Annotated in this window: 15 protein-coding genes and 2 pseudogenes; 14 read left to right on the forward strand and 3 right to left on the reverse strand. The window is 64.3% G+C overall.

Annotation, left to right across the window (positions count from 1 at the left end; genetic code table 11):
• The first annotated feature begins 7 nt into the window (after positions 1-7).
• The 11 genes from MNOD_RS04435 to MNOD_RS04470 all read left to right on the forward strand — a co-directional run bounded on the left by MNOD_RS04435 (position 8) and on the right by MNOD_RS04470 (position 11,506).
• On the forward strand, positions 8-1,288 hold the full coding sequence (locus MNOD_RS04435; RefSeq protein ID WP_015927636.1) for a reverse transcriptase family protein: 1,281 nt from the start codon (positions 8-10) through the stop codon (positions 1,286-1,288).
• 816 nt (positions 1,289-2,104) lie between these two features.
• Entirely contained in the window at positions 2,105-3,253 is a 1,149-nt protein-coding gene (locus MNOD_RS41240) for a hypothetical protein (protein WP_015927637.1), read from the forward strand.
• A gap of 65 nt (positions 3,254-3,318) precedes the next feature.
• Positions 3,319-4,239, forward strand: a complete 921-nt coding sequence (locus MNOD_RS04445; protein ID WP_244424663.1) for a site-specific integrase — start codon at positions 3,319-3,321, stop codon at positions 4,237-4,239.
• Positions 4,240-4,284: 45 nt separating this feature from the next.
• On the forward strand, positions 4,285-5,043 hold the full coding sequence (locus MNOD_RS04450) for a hypothetical protein (protein ID WP_015927639.1): 759 nt from the start codon (positions 4,285-4,287) through the stop codon (positions 5,041-5,043).
• 190 nt (positions 5,044-5,233) lie between these two features.
• Positions 5,234-5,377 carry a hypothetical protein gene (locus tag MNOD_RS46100; RefSeq protein ID WP_015927641.1) on the forward strand — a complete coding sequence of 48 codons (144 nt, stop codon included), beginning with the start codon at positions 5,234-5,236 and terminating at the stop codon, positions 5,375-5,377.
• Between the two features lie 296 nt (positions 5,378-5,673).
• Positions 5,674-6,474, forward strand: coding sequence for a hypothetical protein (locus MNOD_RS46105; RefSeq protein WP_157091382.1), 801 nt, complete (start codon positions 5,674-5,676; stop codon positions 6,472-6,474).
• 699 nt (positions 6,475-7,173) lie between these two features.
• A complete protein-coding gene (locus tag MNOD_RS46110) occupies positions 7,174-7,731 on the forward strand; it encodes a hypothetical protein (protein ID WP_157091383.1) in 558 nt (185 codons plus the stop codon).
• Complete coding sequence (locus MNOD_RS04455) at positions 7,728-8,675, forward strand: HNH endonuclease (protein ID WP_015927644.1); 948 nt, start codon at positions 7,728-7,730, stop codon at positions 8,673-8,675. Before MNOD_RS46110 ends, MNOD_RS04455 begins: the two co-directional genes overlap by 4 nt.
• A 55-nt stretch (positions 8,676-8,730) precedes the next feature.
• Positions 8,731-9,399, forward strand: a complete 669-nt coding sequence (locus MNOD_RS04460; RefSeq protein ID WP_015927645.1) for a class I SAM-dependent methyltransferase — start codon at positions 8,731-8,733, stop codon at positions 9,397-9,399.
• Entirely contained in the window at positions 9,399-9,902 is a 504-nt protein-coding gene (locus tag MNOD_RS04465) for a DUF2199 domain-containing protein (protein ID WP_015927646.1), read from the forward strand. The genes MNOD_RS04460 and MNOD_RS04465 overlap by 1 nt, the downstream gene beginning before the upstream one ends.
• 221 nt (positions 9,903-10,123) lie before the next feature.
• A complete protein-coding gene (locus MNOD_RS04470) occupies positions 10,124-11,506 on the forward strand; it encodes an IS1182-like element ISMno9 family transposase (RefSeq protein ID WP_012631264.1) in 1,383 nt (460 codons plus the stop codon).
• Between the two features lie 268 nt (positions 11,507-11,774).
• On the opposite strand, the gene MNOD_RS04475 is transcribed toward MNOD_RS04470, so the two are convergent.
• On the reverse strand, positions 11,775-12,632 hold the full coding sequence (locus MNOD_RS04475) for an IS5-like element ISMno12 family transposase (RefSeq protein ID WP_015927380.1): 858 nt from the start codon (positions 12,630-12,632) through the stop codon (positions 11,775-11,777).
• Between the two features lie 166 nt (positions 12,633-12,798).
• On the opposite strand from MNOD_RS04475, the pseudogene MNOD_RS04480 reads away from it, so the two are divergent.
• Positions 12,799-13,410, forward strand: a pseudogene (locus tag MNOD_RS04480) (potassium channel family protein); the annotation flags it as partial.
• Positions 13,411-13,677: 267 nt separating this feature from the next.
• On the opposite strand, the gene MNOD_RS04485 reads toward MNOD_RS04480, so the two are convergent.
• Positions 13,678-13,986 carry a hypothetical protein gene (locus MNOD_RS04485; RefSeq protein WP_015927648.1) on the reverse strand — a complete coding sequence of 103 codons (309 nt, stop codon included), beginning with the start codon at positions 13,984-13,986 and terminating at the stop codon, positions 13,678-13,680.
• Between the two features lie 2 nt (positions 13,987-13,988).
• Positions 13,989-14,525 carry a hypothetical protein gene (locus MNOD_RS50500; RefSeq protein ID WP_015927649.1) on the reverse strand — a complete coding sequence of 179 codons (537 nt, stop codon included), beginning with the start codon at positions 14,523-14,525 and terminating at the stop codon, positions 13,989-13,991.
• A gap of 300 nt (positions 14,526-14,825) precedes the next feature.
• Between MNOD_RS50500 and MNOD_RS49890 the strand changes: the two genes are divergently transcribed.
• Both MNOD_RS49890 and MNOD_RS04495 read left to right on the forward strand, forming a co-directional pair.
• The gene (locus tag MNOD_RS49890; protein WP_280113448.1) at positions 14,826-14,960 is read left to right on the forward strand and encodes a hypothetical protein; all 135 of its coding nucleotides are present in this window, start codon (positions 14,826-14,828) and stop codon (positions 14,958-14,960) included.
• A gap of 74 nt (positions 14,961-15,034) precedes the next feature.
• Positions 15,035-15,727 (forward strand): annotated as a pseudogene (locus MNOD_RS04495) (IS5 family transposase); the annotation flags it as partial.
• Positions 15,728-15,945 lie beyond the last annotated feature (218 nt).

A 15,945-nucleotide genomic window follows, 5' to 3' on the forward strand; every position in this document is an offset into this window, starting at 1 on the left:
CCGTATCATGTCCGCGATTCACCGCGTCCGTCATCTGCTCGGCCCGGACTCCACGGAGGAGACCCGGACGTTCGAGGAGATCCAGACGTTCGAGAAGGAGATCCGGAAGTTCGAGAAGGAGATCCGGATGTTCGCGGAGAAGCACGAGGCGAACCTCAAGCGCCTTGCCAAGGCCGTGGAGGACGGCAACCCGCGCAAGATCCGCGGAGCCGTCGACACGGCCCTGAAATCCCACGCCGGAAAGGTCGTGTGTCTCGTTCGGTCGGTGGAGAAGGGACCCGGCATGACGCGGGAGTGGATCCTTGAGGAAGCGGAAAGGCTGAGCGCCTACGAGGACCCCGGCGAGCCGGTGCGGGCGTGGGCCAAGCCGAAGTCATCCGGCCAGGGGTGGCGACCGATGTGCAAGTTCGGGCCCGCCCGCACAGCCTTGCAGACCCTGGCGGGGGACATCCTCGCGGCCATGCACGGGGTGGAGCCCACCAACTACCTATCCAAAGGCCGGGGGGCGGACATCGCCTCCGACCGCATCAACAGCCTGGTCGAAGAGGGCTTCACCCACTTCGTCCTCGCCGACATCGAAAACTGTTTCAGGTCCGTGCAGCACGGGAGTTTGAAACACCGATTGGGCCTACCACAGAAGGTCATCACAACCTGTCTGCTGATAGGACCGGAGGTGGAGATACTCCCTTACACCCCTACAGGGACTACTCTCCCTGACGCGTTTGACGGAGCGGTCCGGCAAGGCGTACCGCAGGGCTCGCGCTGCTCCAACCTCGTCATGAGCCTGCTGCTCGGACCTGAACTGAGGGCAATGACCTCAGGAGATCGCATCATCGTCCACGGCGACGATATCGCGATCGCGGCTCATGACGAGGAAGGAGCGAAGGCGCTGCAAACAGCCCTGGACGGTATTCTCAAGCATCATCCTGCCGGACCGTTCCGACTCAAACGCTGCGAGGTGGCCAATATCTTCGATGGGTTCGACTTCCTGAAGTACCGGCATCGCCGGGACCCTTTTACGGGCGCGATCAAGCGACGCCCCGCCGCGGTGTGCTACTACCGTTATGAGAGGCGGGTCATCGCGACGGTGCAAACGAGGTCGGTCGCGAACGCGGTGAAGGACATCGGCGCCTACAGGCGGAATTGGATGGGGGCCTTTCCGCGCTGGGAGTGGAATCCTCTATCGAAGCAGCTTTTGGCGAACCGGATGGAGGAACTCGTCAGGCAGGAGGCGCCCGCGAAATGGGCGCGCCTTCTGCGCGGCCGGAGACCAGGAGGTTGGAAGTGACGACCCTCCTTGTGTTCCATGACGACGTTCGGACAAATGCTCATTCTCAATCGGTAATGAGATCCATGAGGCTCTGGCCGCCGCGGCCACCGCGCTTACACGGAGCACGGCAGCAGTGGTGTGGGCACGGCGGCATGCGCATCGCGACCCGGCGCTCCCAACCTGGAAACCTATCCGCCAGATGTCCGCTGGGTTGCAGACGGCTTGCGATACGCAGGCCGGAGAAACCTGAATGGCTCACCCCCGGCCGCCGCAGGGTCGAAAATGTCAGGATCGGTGCGCTGTCGGATACGGAGCGGCTGCTGTGATCCAGGAGCGCGAGCCGTGGCGCCCCTTCCGAATGGCTGATCAACTGGCAAGCGCGCGAACTCGGGCTCCTGAAAGCTCTGCTCGGTCTCCCTGTCTCGGGGAGACACGCGGACGGTCAAAAGCCGGTTGAGAGACACCAGGAGGGAATAAGGGCTGCTGGAGCAGTCAGACCCCAGTAGACCGGGGGCATCCCTCCTTCGACCCCGGTTCAGCCTCCCGCCCTCACCAGCGCAGCCGCAGCTCTCGGGGGGAGACCACGGGAGCAGAGGACAGCTCCGAGGATCATCGCTGAGGAAGCCCACTGCGATCCTGAATGACCTCAGGGTGGCCGAGCCCCGGAATTTCGCTCTCGACCCGCATTCCGCCAGCAGGATCAGCCGCTTCGCCGGCCGATCTCCGGCGAATTTGTCCCCGAAAGATCCGGAATTCCCTGGCAAGACGCCGGGGGAAGAATACGATCTGTCGTGGGATGTACCGCCAACTCTCCCCCGATCTCAGGAGGAGACCATGAACGGCGACGAGATCCTCTCCCAGGCCCGTGAACGGCTCACTGAAGCCGTTCTCGCCAACCCCAGTACCGAACCCCTTCCACCCGCTCTCGAGGTGTCCCCCTGGCTCGCCATGAGCCTGCTGCAGAAGGCGATCCGCAGAGGCCGGACGGAGCTGGCGCTTCGAGCCGCGGCAACCCTCCTGACGGACGCTCCTGACCGCCTCTGGCGCCGTCTGGGCATCATCGCGTTCGAGGACGTGGGCGTCGCCGATCTGGAGACACTCTCCCTCACGACGGCAGCCCTGACGGGCAAGTCGCACCGGGCGAAGCTCGGGGGCGAGTGGGCGGTCGCCCGCACCCTCATCAGCAGGATGGCGGAGGCCCCGAAGTGCCGGGCCGCCGACGACCTCGTGATGGTGGTCCAGCATCACCCCGGCCTGCGACAAGCGCGGGACGAGCTGATGGAACTCACCACCCGGGAGCTCGTCCACCTCGCCACCGGCTCCGCGCCCCTGCTGGAACGGGCCCTGGCGCTCTGGCTGGCGATCGGGACGGTGCGCTGCCCGTCCGACCACCTGCCCCTCCGATGCGGGGAGCCCGACGCTGTCTTCGACACCCTCTGCGACGCAGGCCTGCCGGACACGGCGGTCGAGGTCTGCCGGGAAGGCCTGCGCAAGCTGGGACTGATCCTCTGTCCCCTCGTCTCCCTGCTCACCCCGATGCGAATGACCGAGCCCGCCCACCTCACCGACGACGAGCTGCCCCCCGAACTCCCCGTTGGGGGCGTGCCGAGCTGGGCCTACGACATGTTCGTCCGCGAGGGACGGCAAGCGATGAGGGTCTTTCTCCAGCAGGACAGCGCCACGGCCCGCTGGATCCGCCGCCACGTGCCTCCCACTCAGCACGCCGAGGTCCTCGGCAACCTGCTGTTCGCCGCCGAGGGCGGCCTTCTCAGCTCCCGGCTGGATTGGCCGACCGGAGCGGAGGTCCGCCGGCTGGCGGAGCACGAGTCCCAGGGCCCGCACTGCCCGGAGGGCGCCGAGGTCATCGCTCTGCTGCGGGGCGACCTGCCCCTCTTGAACCGGATCCGCGCCCAGGTGGGTTCTCGGGAGCCGCGGCCGGGACCATGCGACTGTCGGCAGACCATGGTGGGAGACGCCCGATGAGCCCGGTCCTAGCCTCTGGTAATGCGCGCTTATCGGAGCCTAGCGGCGCCCCCTCCGAAGCCACCTTGGCCATTCCAATTGATTGCAATCCGGAGCTGCCCGAGCCCGTGATCGGGTATCTGCGCGACAGCCTGGCGGACAGCAGTCTGCGGGCCTACCGCTCCGACCTCGCCCAGTTCACGGCCTGGGGCGGCACCATCCCGGCCTCCGACCGCACCCTTGCCACCTACCTCGCCCACCACGCCGAGAGCCACAGCGTCGCCACCCTGACCCGCTGGCTCGCCTCCCTGGCCAAGGCCCACCGCGCCGCGGGCCTGCCGAGCCCGACCAGCAGCGAACTCGTCCGGGCCACCCTGCGGGGCATCAAGCGGCGGAAGGGCACGGCCCAGGACCAGGCCGCTCCCCTGCTGCGGGACGACCTGGTCCAGGTGCTCAACGGCCTGGGGGACGGGCTCAAGGACGTCCGCGACCGCGCCCTGCTGCTGCTCGGGTTCGCGGGGGCCTTCCGCCGCTCCGAGCTGGTGGGGCTCGACACCGACGACCTCGAGCCCGTGCGGCAGGGCCTGATCGTCCATCTCCGCCGCTCCAAAACCGACCCGCTCGGGGCGGGGCGCAAGGTCGGCATCCCGCACGGCCGCACCCGCCACTGCCCTGTGGCCGCCGTCGAGCTGTGGCTCTCCCGCTCCGGGATCACCCAGGGCCCACTGTTCCGGGGCCTCAACCGCCACGGCCAGCTGCTCGCCGGCCGGCTCTCCGGGGAGGCCGTGTCGGTGATCGTCAAGGAGCGGGTGCAGGCCGCGGGGTACGACCCGGCCCCGTACTCCGGCCACTCCCTCCGGGCGGGGTTCGCGACGAGCGCGGCCCAGGTGGGAGTCTCGTCCGTGAAGATCCGGGCCCAGACCGGCCACGCCAGTGACGCCATGCTGGGCCGCTACATCCGCGATGCCGAACTGTTCCTGGGGAATGCGGCCCTGGCCTTATTGTGAACGGCTGCTGCCTCATCGCAGGATGAGCTGAAATCGTAACGCTCTATGACCATCTCTCTCTACCGCCAGTATCGCCGCGCGCTGAAGGCGCTACCGTCCACCGGACGGCTCATGCCGTACGGGTGGAGCCCCCTCCCTCGGCAGATCGACACTCAGTGGCTGCCTTATGCTGACATGCTCGAGGAATTCTCGCGGGGGCTCGCCAATGTGATCAACGATCTTACGGACAAAGAGTGGCGACTGCGCGCCTGGGCAATGGTGATCGCGCCGCTGTCGGACGCCCAGAAGCTGGCCACCACGCGCGAATTCATTGATGCGGTGGCGACGGTGGCTGTTGGACTTCCTTACGTCATTCGCTGCCGCTTCGCGTTCGCGGTCGCGCACCTCTGTCACCAAGCCAACCAGCTCAAGACCGACCCCTGGACTGATGACCTTCCGCTGGATGGCGAGCTCGACCAGTCCCACGCTGATAGATGCGGCAAGCCTTGGCGGCGCTACCGCCCGCTGAAGCAACGGCTCGAACGCATAAACGCTAAGGATTTTCGGCAGGGCACGGGAGATTTTCGGAACGTCTACACGCACCGTCTGGAGCCTCACTTTGTCGTGGGAATATCCCAGCTCGTTTCGCGGCAGGTGCTTGATGACGGCCGTGTTCGCTACATTTATGGCAGCCAACCACCTTTGGATTTAGTTGCTGTCGCCGATCTGCTCGCCACCCAGCGAGACCGTTGCTACCTGGCCTTTGAGGCTTTCCAAGCGCTTGTCGATGAGCATGCTGAAGCTATCAGGAGCCAAAGCCGGTGACCTCTGACTTTGACTGAGCAGACCGAGCGGGGTGAGGGAAACCATGGCTGAAGAGGATCTGGTCGCCCGTATCATCCAGCTGGCCCAGCAGCCCCGGCAACGCTTCTACGAGCTCGCCCTGAGCCTGCACGAGCTGCACTAGACGGACCCGGCCCACTTCAGGGAGGTCATCACATCCGGCGCGATCCACATGCGGAAGGCCTACGACCTCGTGCGGGTCGCCGAGACGTTCCAGAACCTGGGCGTAGACTCCGAGCGGCTTGAGCGGACCGGCTGGACGAAGCTGCGCCTCATCGCCTCGGAGATCACGAAAAGCACGGTCAGGATGTACTGATGAGAGCACCCGCACGCTCTTCTGCACCCCCGCTGTTCATATGTCGATCTCGCCCTTGCAAACCAAGTTCGCGCCGCTAGCTGTAAATTCTAGGTCGGGGCCAAGAGGGGATGGGGATGCGATCGGCACTACTCGCAAGTATTGTTGCGCTATCATGGTCTTCAGCGCTAGCACTAGAACCAAGCAGCGGGCAATCGTCAGCAGAAGCAAATATATCGATCTCAGAAATTCCAGCTCGCGCAACTGACGCAAAGGACCATTCATCATACCGCATATGGATAATCTCTCGAGGTGCCATGCGCGCTTCTGCTGAATGGGTGCACTCACACGCCAGCAACGTTTCTAATTACGCCTCAACAACGCAATCCCTTTCGCTGGATTTCTCGCGCGTACAATCTCTGCCGCTGAGCCTGCCTTCGCTGTCCGACCTTCGTGACCGCTCGCCATCGCTGCCATCCCTCACTGGATGGCTACGTGAGGCGAACCTTGCTCCAGGCAGCGTAGTCGACCTGCGCGCGGCAATCCGTAATGGCTGGACCTCCCTATCAGACGACCAGCGCTGGTGGGCCGACTTCGCGATCACGGCCACCGGCGTTGGTGCGATTGTTGGCTGGGCGAGTTTCGGATGCGCCGTCGTCGTTACGCCTGGTGGGCCTGTGCTGATGGCTCTCGCCTCAGGCGCATGCGCAACGTTCGCGGCTCAGAGTGGAACGGACTTGGTCAAGGCAGGGTACGAGCGATTTGCAGGACGCTCAGCAATAGAAAGTGCTGTTGAGGCTGGCAAACTCGCTGGGATCACATTCGGTGCAATTCTTGGGGGTGCGGGAGCCGGCCAATTCCTCGCCTGGCAGCGCTTCCGACATTTCAAAGACTTCCAGGGTTATGCCCGCGCCGCTCGGAGCCTGACGAGGCAGTCGCTGACGCCTGTTAAGCCTAGTGTGCAACTCCTCCGAGGGCGTGGTTACGACATCGACCATGTGATCCCAGTGAAGTGCGGGTGGACGATGAAGATTGCACCGGAGGTGATTGGCTCTCTTTCCAATCTGCACGCACTTCCAGCCTCTATCAATCGTTCCATCGGCTCGAAGGGGTGCTGATCTCACCAATGTTCTTGACGATGCAGCGCCTATAATGAGGCAGTCCCGGATGAGAGCAGCCCTTCATGCAGATTAGTGCTCTCTCCTGAATGCGCTGGATTGCCGGAACGCCAGCGACAGCCATCATGGAATATCGTCTCGAGACGCTCGAACAACACCTCCCGCCGGGAGAGGCTCGCTCCAGCTCCACAGGAGAGCGGCAACGAGCTTTGGCCTCAAGCCGGGGACTTCCTATAGATTGCCGCTTTCTGCTACCTACCTGCCGGGTGTGCTATGCGGCTGGGGTGGAGGGGATTTCTCAACCTTGCGTCCTGTCCAATTCCTCTTCAGGTGTCTACCGGAACCGGGATGTCGTGCGGGCTCCTAAATGAGAGATGGTGCGGTCTGGCCTGGACACCTTGGGCTGCGCTGGAACGCTCGCCTATTCGCAGCACCGCCCCGGCGCTGCCGGGGGTTTACCGCGTCCGGTACCAGGGTGGGGACCCACTTCGGCTCGTCTATGTCGGGCAGACCGGACGAAGCTTGCGGGAGCGACTGCTGTCGCTTGCAGGGGGAGTGAACGCTACCGTATGTCCCTTCAACGATCCTCATACAGCGGCCCCCCATCTCTGGCTACTGCGAACGATGGACGGCGCTCGGTTTGAGTGCTCCTGCGCCGTGGTCGAGGGCGATGTGCAAGTTCGTCGGGGCACTGAGGACATGCTGCTCTGGCGGCACCGCGTCGAAACAGGAACATCCGTCGAGGCCAACTACGGCCGCTTCTACCCCGGCTACGAACGCCCAACGAACCGCTGGATCGTTCGTAGAGGCAGCTCTGGCGTGCGTACGCCGGGGCGCAGGGCAGTCCCTGTTCCGGGCAGCGCAACCAACGGTTTCTCGGTCGATCATCCTGCTCTACAGGGCACGGCCGGTCCTTTGGAGTCAGCTTGGTGGGAGCGGCGCCGGCTCACGAAGGCCATCTCCCTGCCAACCGGGCCAGCCGTGTACTGCATCTATGCCCGCACGGCTGAGGAGCCGCTCTATATCGGAGAAACGTCGGCTCTGGCTGCGAGAGCCGCAGCACACGCTGCTGCACTTTGGCCCACACCAGAGCCGTGGCTGGCTTACTTATTCCTGCCAGAGAACACGCCGAAGCACGTTTTGCGCGAACTCGAGAGCGACCTCCTCGGCTGGCATTTCTGGCGAACTGGCCGCGCGCCGGCAGCTCAATACAGTGCATGCACGCCAGCACTGACGATCGGAGCCGAGCCGGTATGACCGATTTCCTCGTCAAGGCGCCGACGCTCGACGCCAACTGGCGTGCGGTGGTGCTATTCGGGCGCAACGTCGCCTCGTACAAGTTCGCTCTGGCCAAGACCCTGCTGGAATTGGCCGACCGCTCAAGCGATGGAGTGCTGATCGAGGACCTTGCCCCTCCCTATGCGCGGCATCTGTGCGAGCATCTGCGCCAAGTCGACAAGCAGGCCACATCTCCATCGAGCAAGTTTCTCGACGCGTGCCGAGCCTTCAACCGTGGCGATCTGGCCGAAGACAAGCTCATCGAGACCACCATCCGCCTCGGCTTCAACAACGTGCTTGACGCCTTTCATGTCGTTGGCACGGGTGCGATCCCCGTGGCTTTCTTCAAGGACGAACGGAAGTCGCAGCGAGGCGGAGGCGCAATCCGGCTCACGGATGAGTTGCGCCGATTGACCGCGACCATTCATCGAGAGGATTTGGCTGCCGAGGCAGAGGCGCGTTGGCGGCTGGTGGAGACCGCTTGGTCGCTCGACCTGCCCCGGGCAGGTGTCGCGGTGCAAGCCGATCCCGCTCAGAACATGCTCTACGTCGAGCGTGTGCGGCGTGTGAACCTAACGGGTGTGCGGGCTGCCCTGAACGGCTACCAGCGTGGGCGGTGCTTCTATTGCAGGTCCGAGATGACACTCGATACCGCTGAAGTGGACCACTTCTTTCCCTGGATCCTAAAGGCTCGCGGCAAGATGCCGGATGCGGACGGGATCTGGAACCTCGTCCTGGCCTGCCGATGCTGCAACCGCGGCGAGCAGGGCAAGTTTGCTGCAGTTCCGGCCCCAGCTCTGGTCGAGCGGCTGCGCGAGCGCAACAATTGGCTGGTGGACAGCCACCATCCACTACGCGAGACGATCATCCTACAGACCGGTGTGGATGCCGAGGCGCGCACCTCCTTTCTCCAGGCCCGATAGCGCATCGCTTCGGATGCTCTGGTGCATGAGTGGCAGCCAGAGGAGGTCGACGCTCATGGCTGATCCCGTTGCGCACACGATCGCCTACTACGACCGGCATGCGGCGGCCTTCGCGGGCCAGACGGCTGAGCTTGATCTCTCTCCCCTGTACGACCGGTTCTTGCGCCGCATCCGGCCAGGCGGACGCATCCTGGATGCCGGCTGCGGACCGGGGCGTGACACCATCGCCTTCGCACAGCGCGGTTACGAGGTGATCGCCCTCGATGCGTCTGAGGAGATGGTGGCCCTAGCTCGTAAGCGGGTGGCCGATCGAGCAGCGGTCTACGCAATGCGCTTCGAGGGGATCTTCTGGCGCGACGAGTTTGACGGGATCTGGGCTTGTGCATCACTGCTGCACGTGCCCTCCAGTGATTTCGCGGAAGTAGCGTCGCGCCTTGCCGAAGCTCTGCGACCCGGCGGAACCTGGTACATGTCGTTCAAGTTGGGTGTCGGGGAGCGGAGGGCCGATGGCCGCCTCTTCGTGGACCACACTGAGGAGACGCTCCGGTGTGCTCTCAGGAGTGCGCCCGTTCAGATTGAGGAGGTCTGGACCTCTGAGGATGTGCGTCCCGGCCGTGCCGCGGAACGCTGGCTCAATGCCATTGCAGTTCGACCCTCCGCCGTAGCAGCGTCGGGTGAGAATCGCGAGAACGACCGCATCCAGCGAGCGGAGGGAGCAGGCTGATGCAGCACGCTTGGACCTGCGCCTGCTGTGGGGAACAATACAGCACTTTGCCTCTGGATTTCGCGGCGGATGCGCCCGACTACTGGTACGGCCTGTCGGCCGAGGAGCGCACAAGCGGGGTCCTTACCGCGGACCTGTGCACGATTGCGGGCGAGTACCACTTCATCCGCGGCTGCCTTGAGCTGCCGATCCACGGCAGAAGCGAGCGCCTGGTCTTTGGTGTGTGGGTGTCCTTCTCCGAAGCGAGCATGCGGCGAGCCGCGGAGCTGTGGGATGCGGAGGTGATCGAGGACGAACCGCCGCGCTTTGGCTGGCTCAGCACCAACGTTCGCCCATACCCGCGCAGCCTCGAACTCAAGGCTGCGGTGCATTTCCGGGCAGGTGGGCTCAGGCCTTTGGTCGAGTTGGAGCCCAGTGACCACCCACTCGCCCGCGAGCAGCGCGAGGGCATCAGTATGAACCGCGTGCAGGAGATCGTGGCGACACTCATGCATCGCCACTGATCCTCCCTCTGCGGAGCAGGTGGGGCTCGGAGCTATCTTTGCTCGTGTTGCGCCCCTTTCCATCCACAAACGTGTAGAGCCGACGAGCCGCCGGATGGCCGCACCGCAGGGCTGCTGTTGGGATTAGGGGCCGCTTCGCGCCGATTCTGTTGAAAAACTCCGCTGTTGCGGCGGTAGTCGCGGGGTGATTCACTCCTGTCGAAAGACGGAGATCGAAGCAGATGATGGGACCTCGGCAAGTCGAGCAGGGCGCCCTGTTTTACGAGTTCTCGCTCGATACCCACGTACCCGCCGACCATCTCCTGCGCGCCATCGACCGCTTCGTCGACCTGTCGGGCCTACGCGCGCACCTGCGTCCCTTCTACAGCACCACGGGTCGGCCTTCGGTCGATCCCGAGCTGATGGTTCGCATGCTGCTCGTCGGCTACTGCTTCGGCATCCGCTCCGAGCGCCGTCTGTGCGAGGAGGTGCATCTCAACCTCGCCTACCGCTGGTTCTGCCGGCTCGGGTTGGATGGCGCGGTGCCCGACCACTCGACCTTCTCCAAGAACCGACACGGTCGTTTCCGTGACAGCGACCTGCTGCGCGAGGTGTTCGAGACCACCGTGCAGCGCTGCATCGAGGAGGGGCTGGTCGGTGGCGAGGGCTTCGCGGTCGATGCCAGCCTGATCCGGGCCGATGCCAACAAGCAGCGCTCCGCAGACGCCTCCGAGGCCGTCGACTGGAACGATCTCGCCCGGATCCGCCGGTCGGTGCGCGAGTACCTCGACACCCTCGACGAAGCCGCCTGGGGAGCAGCGAGCGAGGTCCAGCCGAAGTTCGTCTCCCGCTCCGACCCGGCGGCGCAGTGGACGGGCGCGCTGAAGGGCCATGCCTTCTTCGCCTACGCCACCAACTACCTGATCGACCTCGACCACGCCGTGATCGTCGATGTCGAGGCCAGCCGCGCCATCCGGCAGGCGGAGGTCGGGGCAGCCCGCACCATGATCGCGCGCGCGCAGGACCGCTTCGGGCTGTGGCCGGCCCGGCTTGCGGCCGACAGTGCCTACGGGTCGGCCGAGCAGCTCGCTTGGCTCGTGCACGAGCGCGGGATCGAGCCGCACATCCCCGTCTTCGACAAGTCCGAGCGCCGCGATGGCACCTTCAGCCGGTCAGCCTTCACCTACGACCCTGCAGCCGATGCCTACACCTGCCCGGCCGGCCACCCATTGCGGCCACGCCAGAAGGTCTATCGGACGCCGTTCCCGCTCGTCGACGACGATGGCATGATGCGCTACCGGGCCAGCAAGCGCGACTGCGACGCCTGCGCGCTGAAGCCACGATGCTGCCCCACCACACCCGCCCGCAAGATCCCGCGCTCGATCCACGAAGGCGCCCGGCAGATGGCGCGCGACATCTGCGCCTCGGAGGAGGGCCGCACCTCGCGGCGCGAGCGCAAGAAGGTCGAGATGTTGTTCGCCCACCTCAAGCGAATCCTGAAGCTGGATCGGCTGCGGCTGCGGGGTCCGAACGGGGCCCGGGACGAGTTCCACCTCGCCGCAGCGGCCCAGAACCTCAGGAAGCTCGCCCAGCTGATCCCGCTACAGCAGCTGAGCCCGGCCTGATCGGCCGGGATCCCCCTCATGTTGGATCGGCTCGCTCAGCCGATCGGTGCTCGATCCAGATCGCCCGCGAGTTTTTCAACGAAATCCGCCACTTCCGGACCTTCGGTCGGGGCCGCCGTAGGGGCCGCTCGTCACCCGATAGCTGACCTTTCGAGGACCCGCGCACTTCGCGTCGGGCCCTCGGCCATTCGCATAAGGTGGGCTTCTGGAACCAGAGCCTCCGTTTCAACCGAAACGGGCACGGCTCTAAGAGTCCGTTGGGAAAGGGTCATTTCATAGTGATTGACGCGAGAAGCCGAGTTATAGAGGCGAAAAGCATAGCCGCCGCCGAGATGTGAAGCAGCGTATCGTAATCCAGCTTGAGACGGCGCGACACCGTGAGAGCGCCGATGCTTTGCTCAATCCGCCATCGTTTCGGCAGAAGCACAAAGCCCTTCCCAAATTGCGGCCGTACGACCACTTCCACGACACGGCTCGTGCCAGCCTGAACCGCCTCAATGAAACGGGCCTTGTACCCACCGTCCACCACGATTGTCTTGATCCAGGGACAGAGACGAACCAAGCGCTTGACGAGCGGGATCCCGCCCTCTTGATCCTGAACGTTGGCCGGAGTGATCATCACCGCAAGCAGGCGTCCGTCGCTGTCGACCGCCAGATGCCGCTTGCGCCCCAGCACTTGTTTCGCCGCATCGTACCCGCGCTCGCCTTGCGGGGCGTCACACTTCACCGCCTGGGCATCCACAATCGCCAGCGTTGGACTGGCTTCTTTCCCGGACTTCTCACGATCCCTCATCACGAGATGATGGTTGATCCGGTCCATGTGGCCGCCATCGGTGAGCAACCGCCAGTAATCGTAGCAGAGACTGGCGGGCGGCAGATCCTTTGGCATGGCATCCCAGGGAATGCCGTACCGCTGCACGTAGCGGATGCCGTTCATGATGTCCCGAATAGGATAGGTCCGGGGCCGCCCGATCCCCTCCGCGACAGGAAGCAGTGGCTCCAGGGTGAGCCACTCGTCGTTCGTCATATCACTCGGGTATCTCTGGCTGCGACGATCATAGCGCGGCCGATTTGCAGCGGTCCAGACCAAGGAGGGGCCATTCATCCATTCGAGACGAGCAGACATGCTCTATCATCCCGCATTTTCTCTTGGCCACCCTTTCCCAACGGACTCTAAGTGTGGACTGAGCCGCCCAGGCCTCCGCATCTGATGCGAAGGGAGCGCTGGCTCAGCCGTTTGCGTTACTGGAAAAGGCACTCAGCCACGGCAACGCTTAGGTGCACCTGGACGCATGAGCCCGCTGACCGCACGCCTCAAGGAACTCTACGAGGGCGACACGGATCAGGCGCACCGCTTCCGCTACGCCCTGCTGGTCTTCGACCTTGCCACCCTGCTGTTCATCGTCGTGTCCTCGTTCCTGCCGCGTCAGCCGCTGGTGGAGGGGCTGGACGTGGTGATCGGCGTCGCTGTCCTCGCCGACTTCCTCTCACGCCTGGCGATCAGCCAGCATCGCTGGCGCGAGTTCCTGCGGCCCACGACCTAGGCGGACATCGCGGCGATCACATCCTTCCTGGCGCCGATCGTCGGCGAGGGTGTGGGCTTCCTGCGCATCCTGCGCATCCTGCGCACGCTGCGCACCTACCAGTTGCTCGACCGGCTGCGCGCCGACTTCGCGTACTTCCGCCGCAATGAGGAGGTGATCATCGCGCTCGTGAACCTCGTCGTGTTCATCTTCATCATGACGGGCATCGTCTACGCGAGCCAGCACCGGACCAACCCGGCCATCGGCAACTACATCGACGCGCTCTACTTCACGGTGACGTCGCTCACGACCACAGGCTACGGCGACGTTACCCTGAAGGGCACGGGCGGCCGGCTGATCTCGGTCGTAGTGATGATTTGCGCCTGGGCGAGCCGGTTGTAGGCCGCCAGGACAAGGCGGCGGGTGCGGTACTCGCCGAAGCGTGTCATCCGCACGTTTCCCGTAGGCATGATCTCAAAGCGACGACACCGCCAGGGACGGTCCTCGCCTTGGGCGTGGCTGATCGCCCACGCCTGACCAACCGCGTCTGGATGCCGCTCGGGGCCAGTAACGTGGCTGGCGTCGACGACGGTGGCCGTTCCGAACTCGGTGACGAGGTGTTCTCGAACTTCATCCGGCATGGTCGGCCTACCGCAGCTTGGCGACGTACAGCAGCGGCCCGATCTTCATCTCCCAGATCCCCTCTCCACTCTCTTGGAAGGAGACGTTCGGCGGCGAGACGAAATCGGACTGATCGAGGTTCAGGTGCACCGGGATGTCGCTGCCCCCGATCGCGTAGCCCACGTGCATGTGGGCGTAGGCCATGGCCTGGGCGAGGTCCTCAAAGCCCTCGGCCGCCATCGTCTCCATTCGCCCTTCGAACTCGTTCTGGGGCCGCTCGTCCGGGGGCTCGAACCGTAGCGGCTGGTCGTTGCAGGTCACGAAGATGCGCATCATGATCACTCCTCTGTCAGGACGGGGATTGGGATCCTCTCGACCTTCCGCCAGCCTTCCTCCTGGCTCACTATCTCCCACTCGCGAAGCCCCATCCGGCTGACCTCGGTCTCGCCGACGATCCGGATGATGTCGGCCTCGTTCCGGGCCTTCACGCCGATCTTGGGCATGCCGCCTGTCCCGGTTGCCTTGTAGGCCGCGTAGAGGTCCGGGTGTTCGCGGATCAGGGTCTCGGTGAAACGCGCCACGTTGGCCAGAACCTCGTCGGCGGTTTTGGTCCACACGAACGGCTTGGGATGAGCGTTCGTCTCGGCGATGTAGCCCTGGATCGCCGTCTCCAGGTCCGCCGTACTGGTGAACACGCCCCGCTCCAGACGGCGCCGGCTCAGCAGCGCGAACCAGCACTCGACCAGGTTCAGCCAGGACGCGCTCGTCGGCGTGACATGGCAGCGGCGACTGAACCGCGGGGCCGATGCAGGCAAATTCTCTTGGAAGCGGGCCGGATGAGTGTCAAAAATGACAACCCCCGGATACCCCCGCACGGTCTTGACTGCTATTCGCTTCGAACTGGGACCCGGGGGAGTGTCAAAAATGACAACCCTGAGCGCCCCCCCGCACTGTCTTGACTGTATTCACTTTGATACGGGGCCGGGTGAGTGTCAAAAATGACAACCCTGAGCACCCCCGCACAGTGTTGACCGCTATTCGATCCTGGTACGTACTTACTGCGTAGCAACTGGGGGTGAGTAGGTGCAATGAATGCAACCTTCCGAGGATCTCTTGGTCCGATTACAACCAGAACGATGACTCCCACAACCGTTCCAGACAGTCTGGACGGGTTGGTGGAAACGCTGATCCTCGCGCACGGGTTCGCGCGCGAGGAGAATGATAAGGAGGCGGTGACGCTGATCGAGATTGCGCTGCTGCACGTCGGCAAACGCCTCGCGCAGCACACGGGACCGATCGAGGCGTCTTAGAGCCGGGCCGAAAAGGAGTTGAGTGATCTCAATGGGTTGTGATTCCTCCGCCCGATCGGAAGGCGGAGGATCGGATGGCCTGGGATGATGCAGCACGCCACCACCATCGGCGTTCGTCGGCCCGTTATCCGAGTGACATGACGGATCGGGAATGGGCGGTGATCGCCCCTCTTCTGCCCCCACCCAAGCCGGGAGGGCGGCCGCGCAAGACCGATCTCCGGGCGGTGATGGACGCCATTCTCTACATCGCCTCCGGCGGCTGCCAATGGCGGATGCTGCCCAAGGATTTTCCGCCCCGATCCACGGTGCAGGGCTACTTCTAAAGCTGGCGGGACAGCCGTCTCTGGGAGACGATCAACCACCTTTTGGTCCTGAGCACGCGGGAGTTGGAAGGGCGGGAAGCCAGCCCCACCGCGGGCGTCATCGACAGCCAGAGTGTGAAGACCCGCGAGAGCGGAGGGCTGGCGGGTTTCGATGTGGGCAAGACGATCAAGGGCCGTAAGCGCCACATCGTGACCGACACGCTCGGGCTGATGCTCGTCGTCCTCGTTCATGGGGCCGACGTGCAGGATCGCGACGGAGCACCGCTCCTGCTGACGGCGATCCGTCACCGCTGTCCCTGGCTGCGCCAGATCTTCGCCGATGGCGGCTATGCGGGTGACAAGCTGCGCGCGGCGCTTCAGGGCCAGGGCGTCTGGACCATCGCGATCATCAAGCGATCCGACACCGCCACAGGCTTCGCGGTTCTGCCGCGCAGATGGGTTGTTGTTTGATCGCGCCCTTGCTCGTCAAGTCCTTTCTCGGCTGTCTTCTGTCGTGTGGCATAAGGGAAAGGCTCCTCCAACCACGAAAGGCACCCGCGTCGGCCGCGAAGTCGATGACCTGCACGGCGTTGGCGATGTCGGTGAGGGACAGAGAGGTCTCGGGCTTGGCCGGGGCGTCCTCGGCCACATCGATGGTGTTGTTCACGTCAGACAAATGGGTA

It is taken from the genome of Methylobacterium nodulans ORS 2060 (assembly GCF_000022085.1).
GTDB classification, from domain to species: domain Bacteria; phylum Pseudomonadota; class Alphaproteobacteria; order Rhizobiales; family Beijerinckiaceae; genus Methylobacterium; species Methylobacterium nodulans.

What these genes read in the sequence shown, in the direction of transcription:
- MNOD_RS46110 (WP_157091383.1), top strand. Translation starts at nt 7,174, where the DNA reads ATGCTGCTCTGGCGGCACCGCGTCGAAACAGGAACATCCGTCGAGGCC.
- MNOD_RS46100 (WP_015927641.1), top strand. Translation starts at nt 5,234, where the DNA reads ATGCGGAAGGCCTACGACCTCGTGCGGGTCGCCGAGACGTTCCAGAAC.
- MNOD_RS04455 (WP_015927644.1), top strand. Translation starts at nt 7,728, where the DNA reads ATGACCGATTTCCTCGTCAAGGCGCCGACGCTCGACGCCAACTGGCGT.
- MNOD_RS04435 (WP_015927636.1), top strand. Translation starts at nt 8, where the DNA reads ATGTCCGCGATTCACCGCGTCCGTCATCTGCTCGGCCCGGACTCCACG.
- MNOD_RS46105 (WP_157091382.1), top strand. Translation starts at nt 5,674, where the DNA reads ATGCGCGCTTCTGCTGAATGGGTGCACTCACACGCCAGCAACGTTTCT.
- MNOD_RS41240 (WP_015927637.1), top strand. Translation starts at nt 2,105, where the DNA reads ATGAACGGCGACGAGATCCTCTCCCAGGCCCGTGAACGGCTCACTGAA.
- MNOD_RS04460 (WP_015927645.1), top strand. Translation starts at nt 8,731, where the DNA reads ATGGCTGATCCCGTTGCGCACACGATCGCCTACTACGACCGGCATGCG.
- MNOD_RS04485 (WP_015927648.1), bottom strand. Translation starts at nt 13,986, where the DNA reads ATGATGCGCATCTTCGTGACCTGCAACGACCAGCCGCTACGGTTCGAG.
- MNOD_RS04465 (WP_015927646.1), top strand. Translation starts at nt 9,399, where the DNA reads ATGCAGCACGCTTGGACCTGCGCCTGCTGTGGGGAACAATACAGCACT.
- MNOD_RS04475 (WP_015927380.1), bottom strand. Translation starts at nt 12,632, where the DNA reads ATGTCTGCTCGTCTCGAATGGATGAATGGCCCCTCCTTGGTCTGGACC.
- MNOD_RS04450 (WP_015927639.1), top strand. Translation starts at nt 4,285, where the DNA reads ATGACCATCTCTCTCTACCGCCAGTATCGCCGCGCGCTGAAGGCGCTA.
- MNOD_RS04470 (WP_012631264.1), top strand. Translation starts at nt 10,124, where the DNA reads ATGATGGGACCTCGGCAAGTCGAGCAGGGCGCCCTGTTTTACGAGTTC.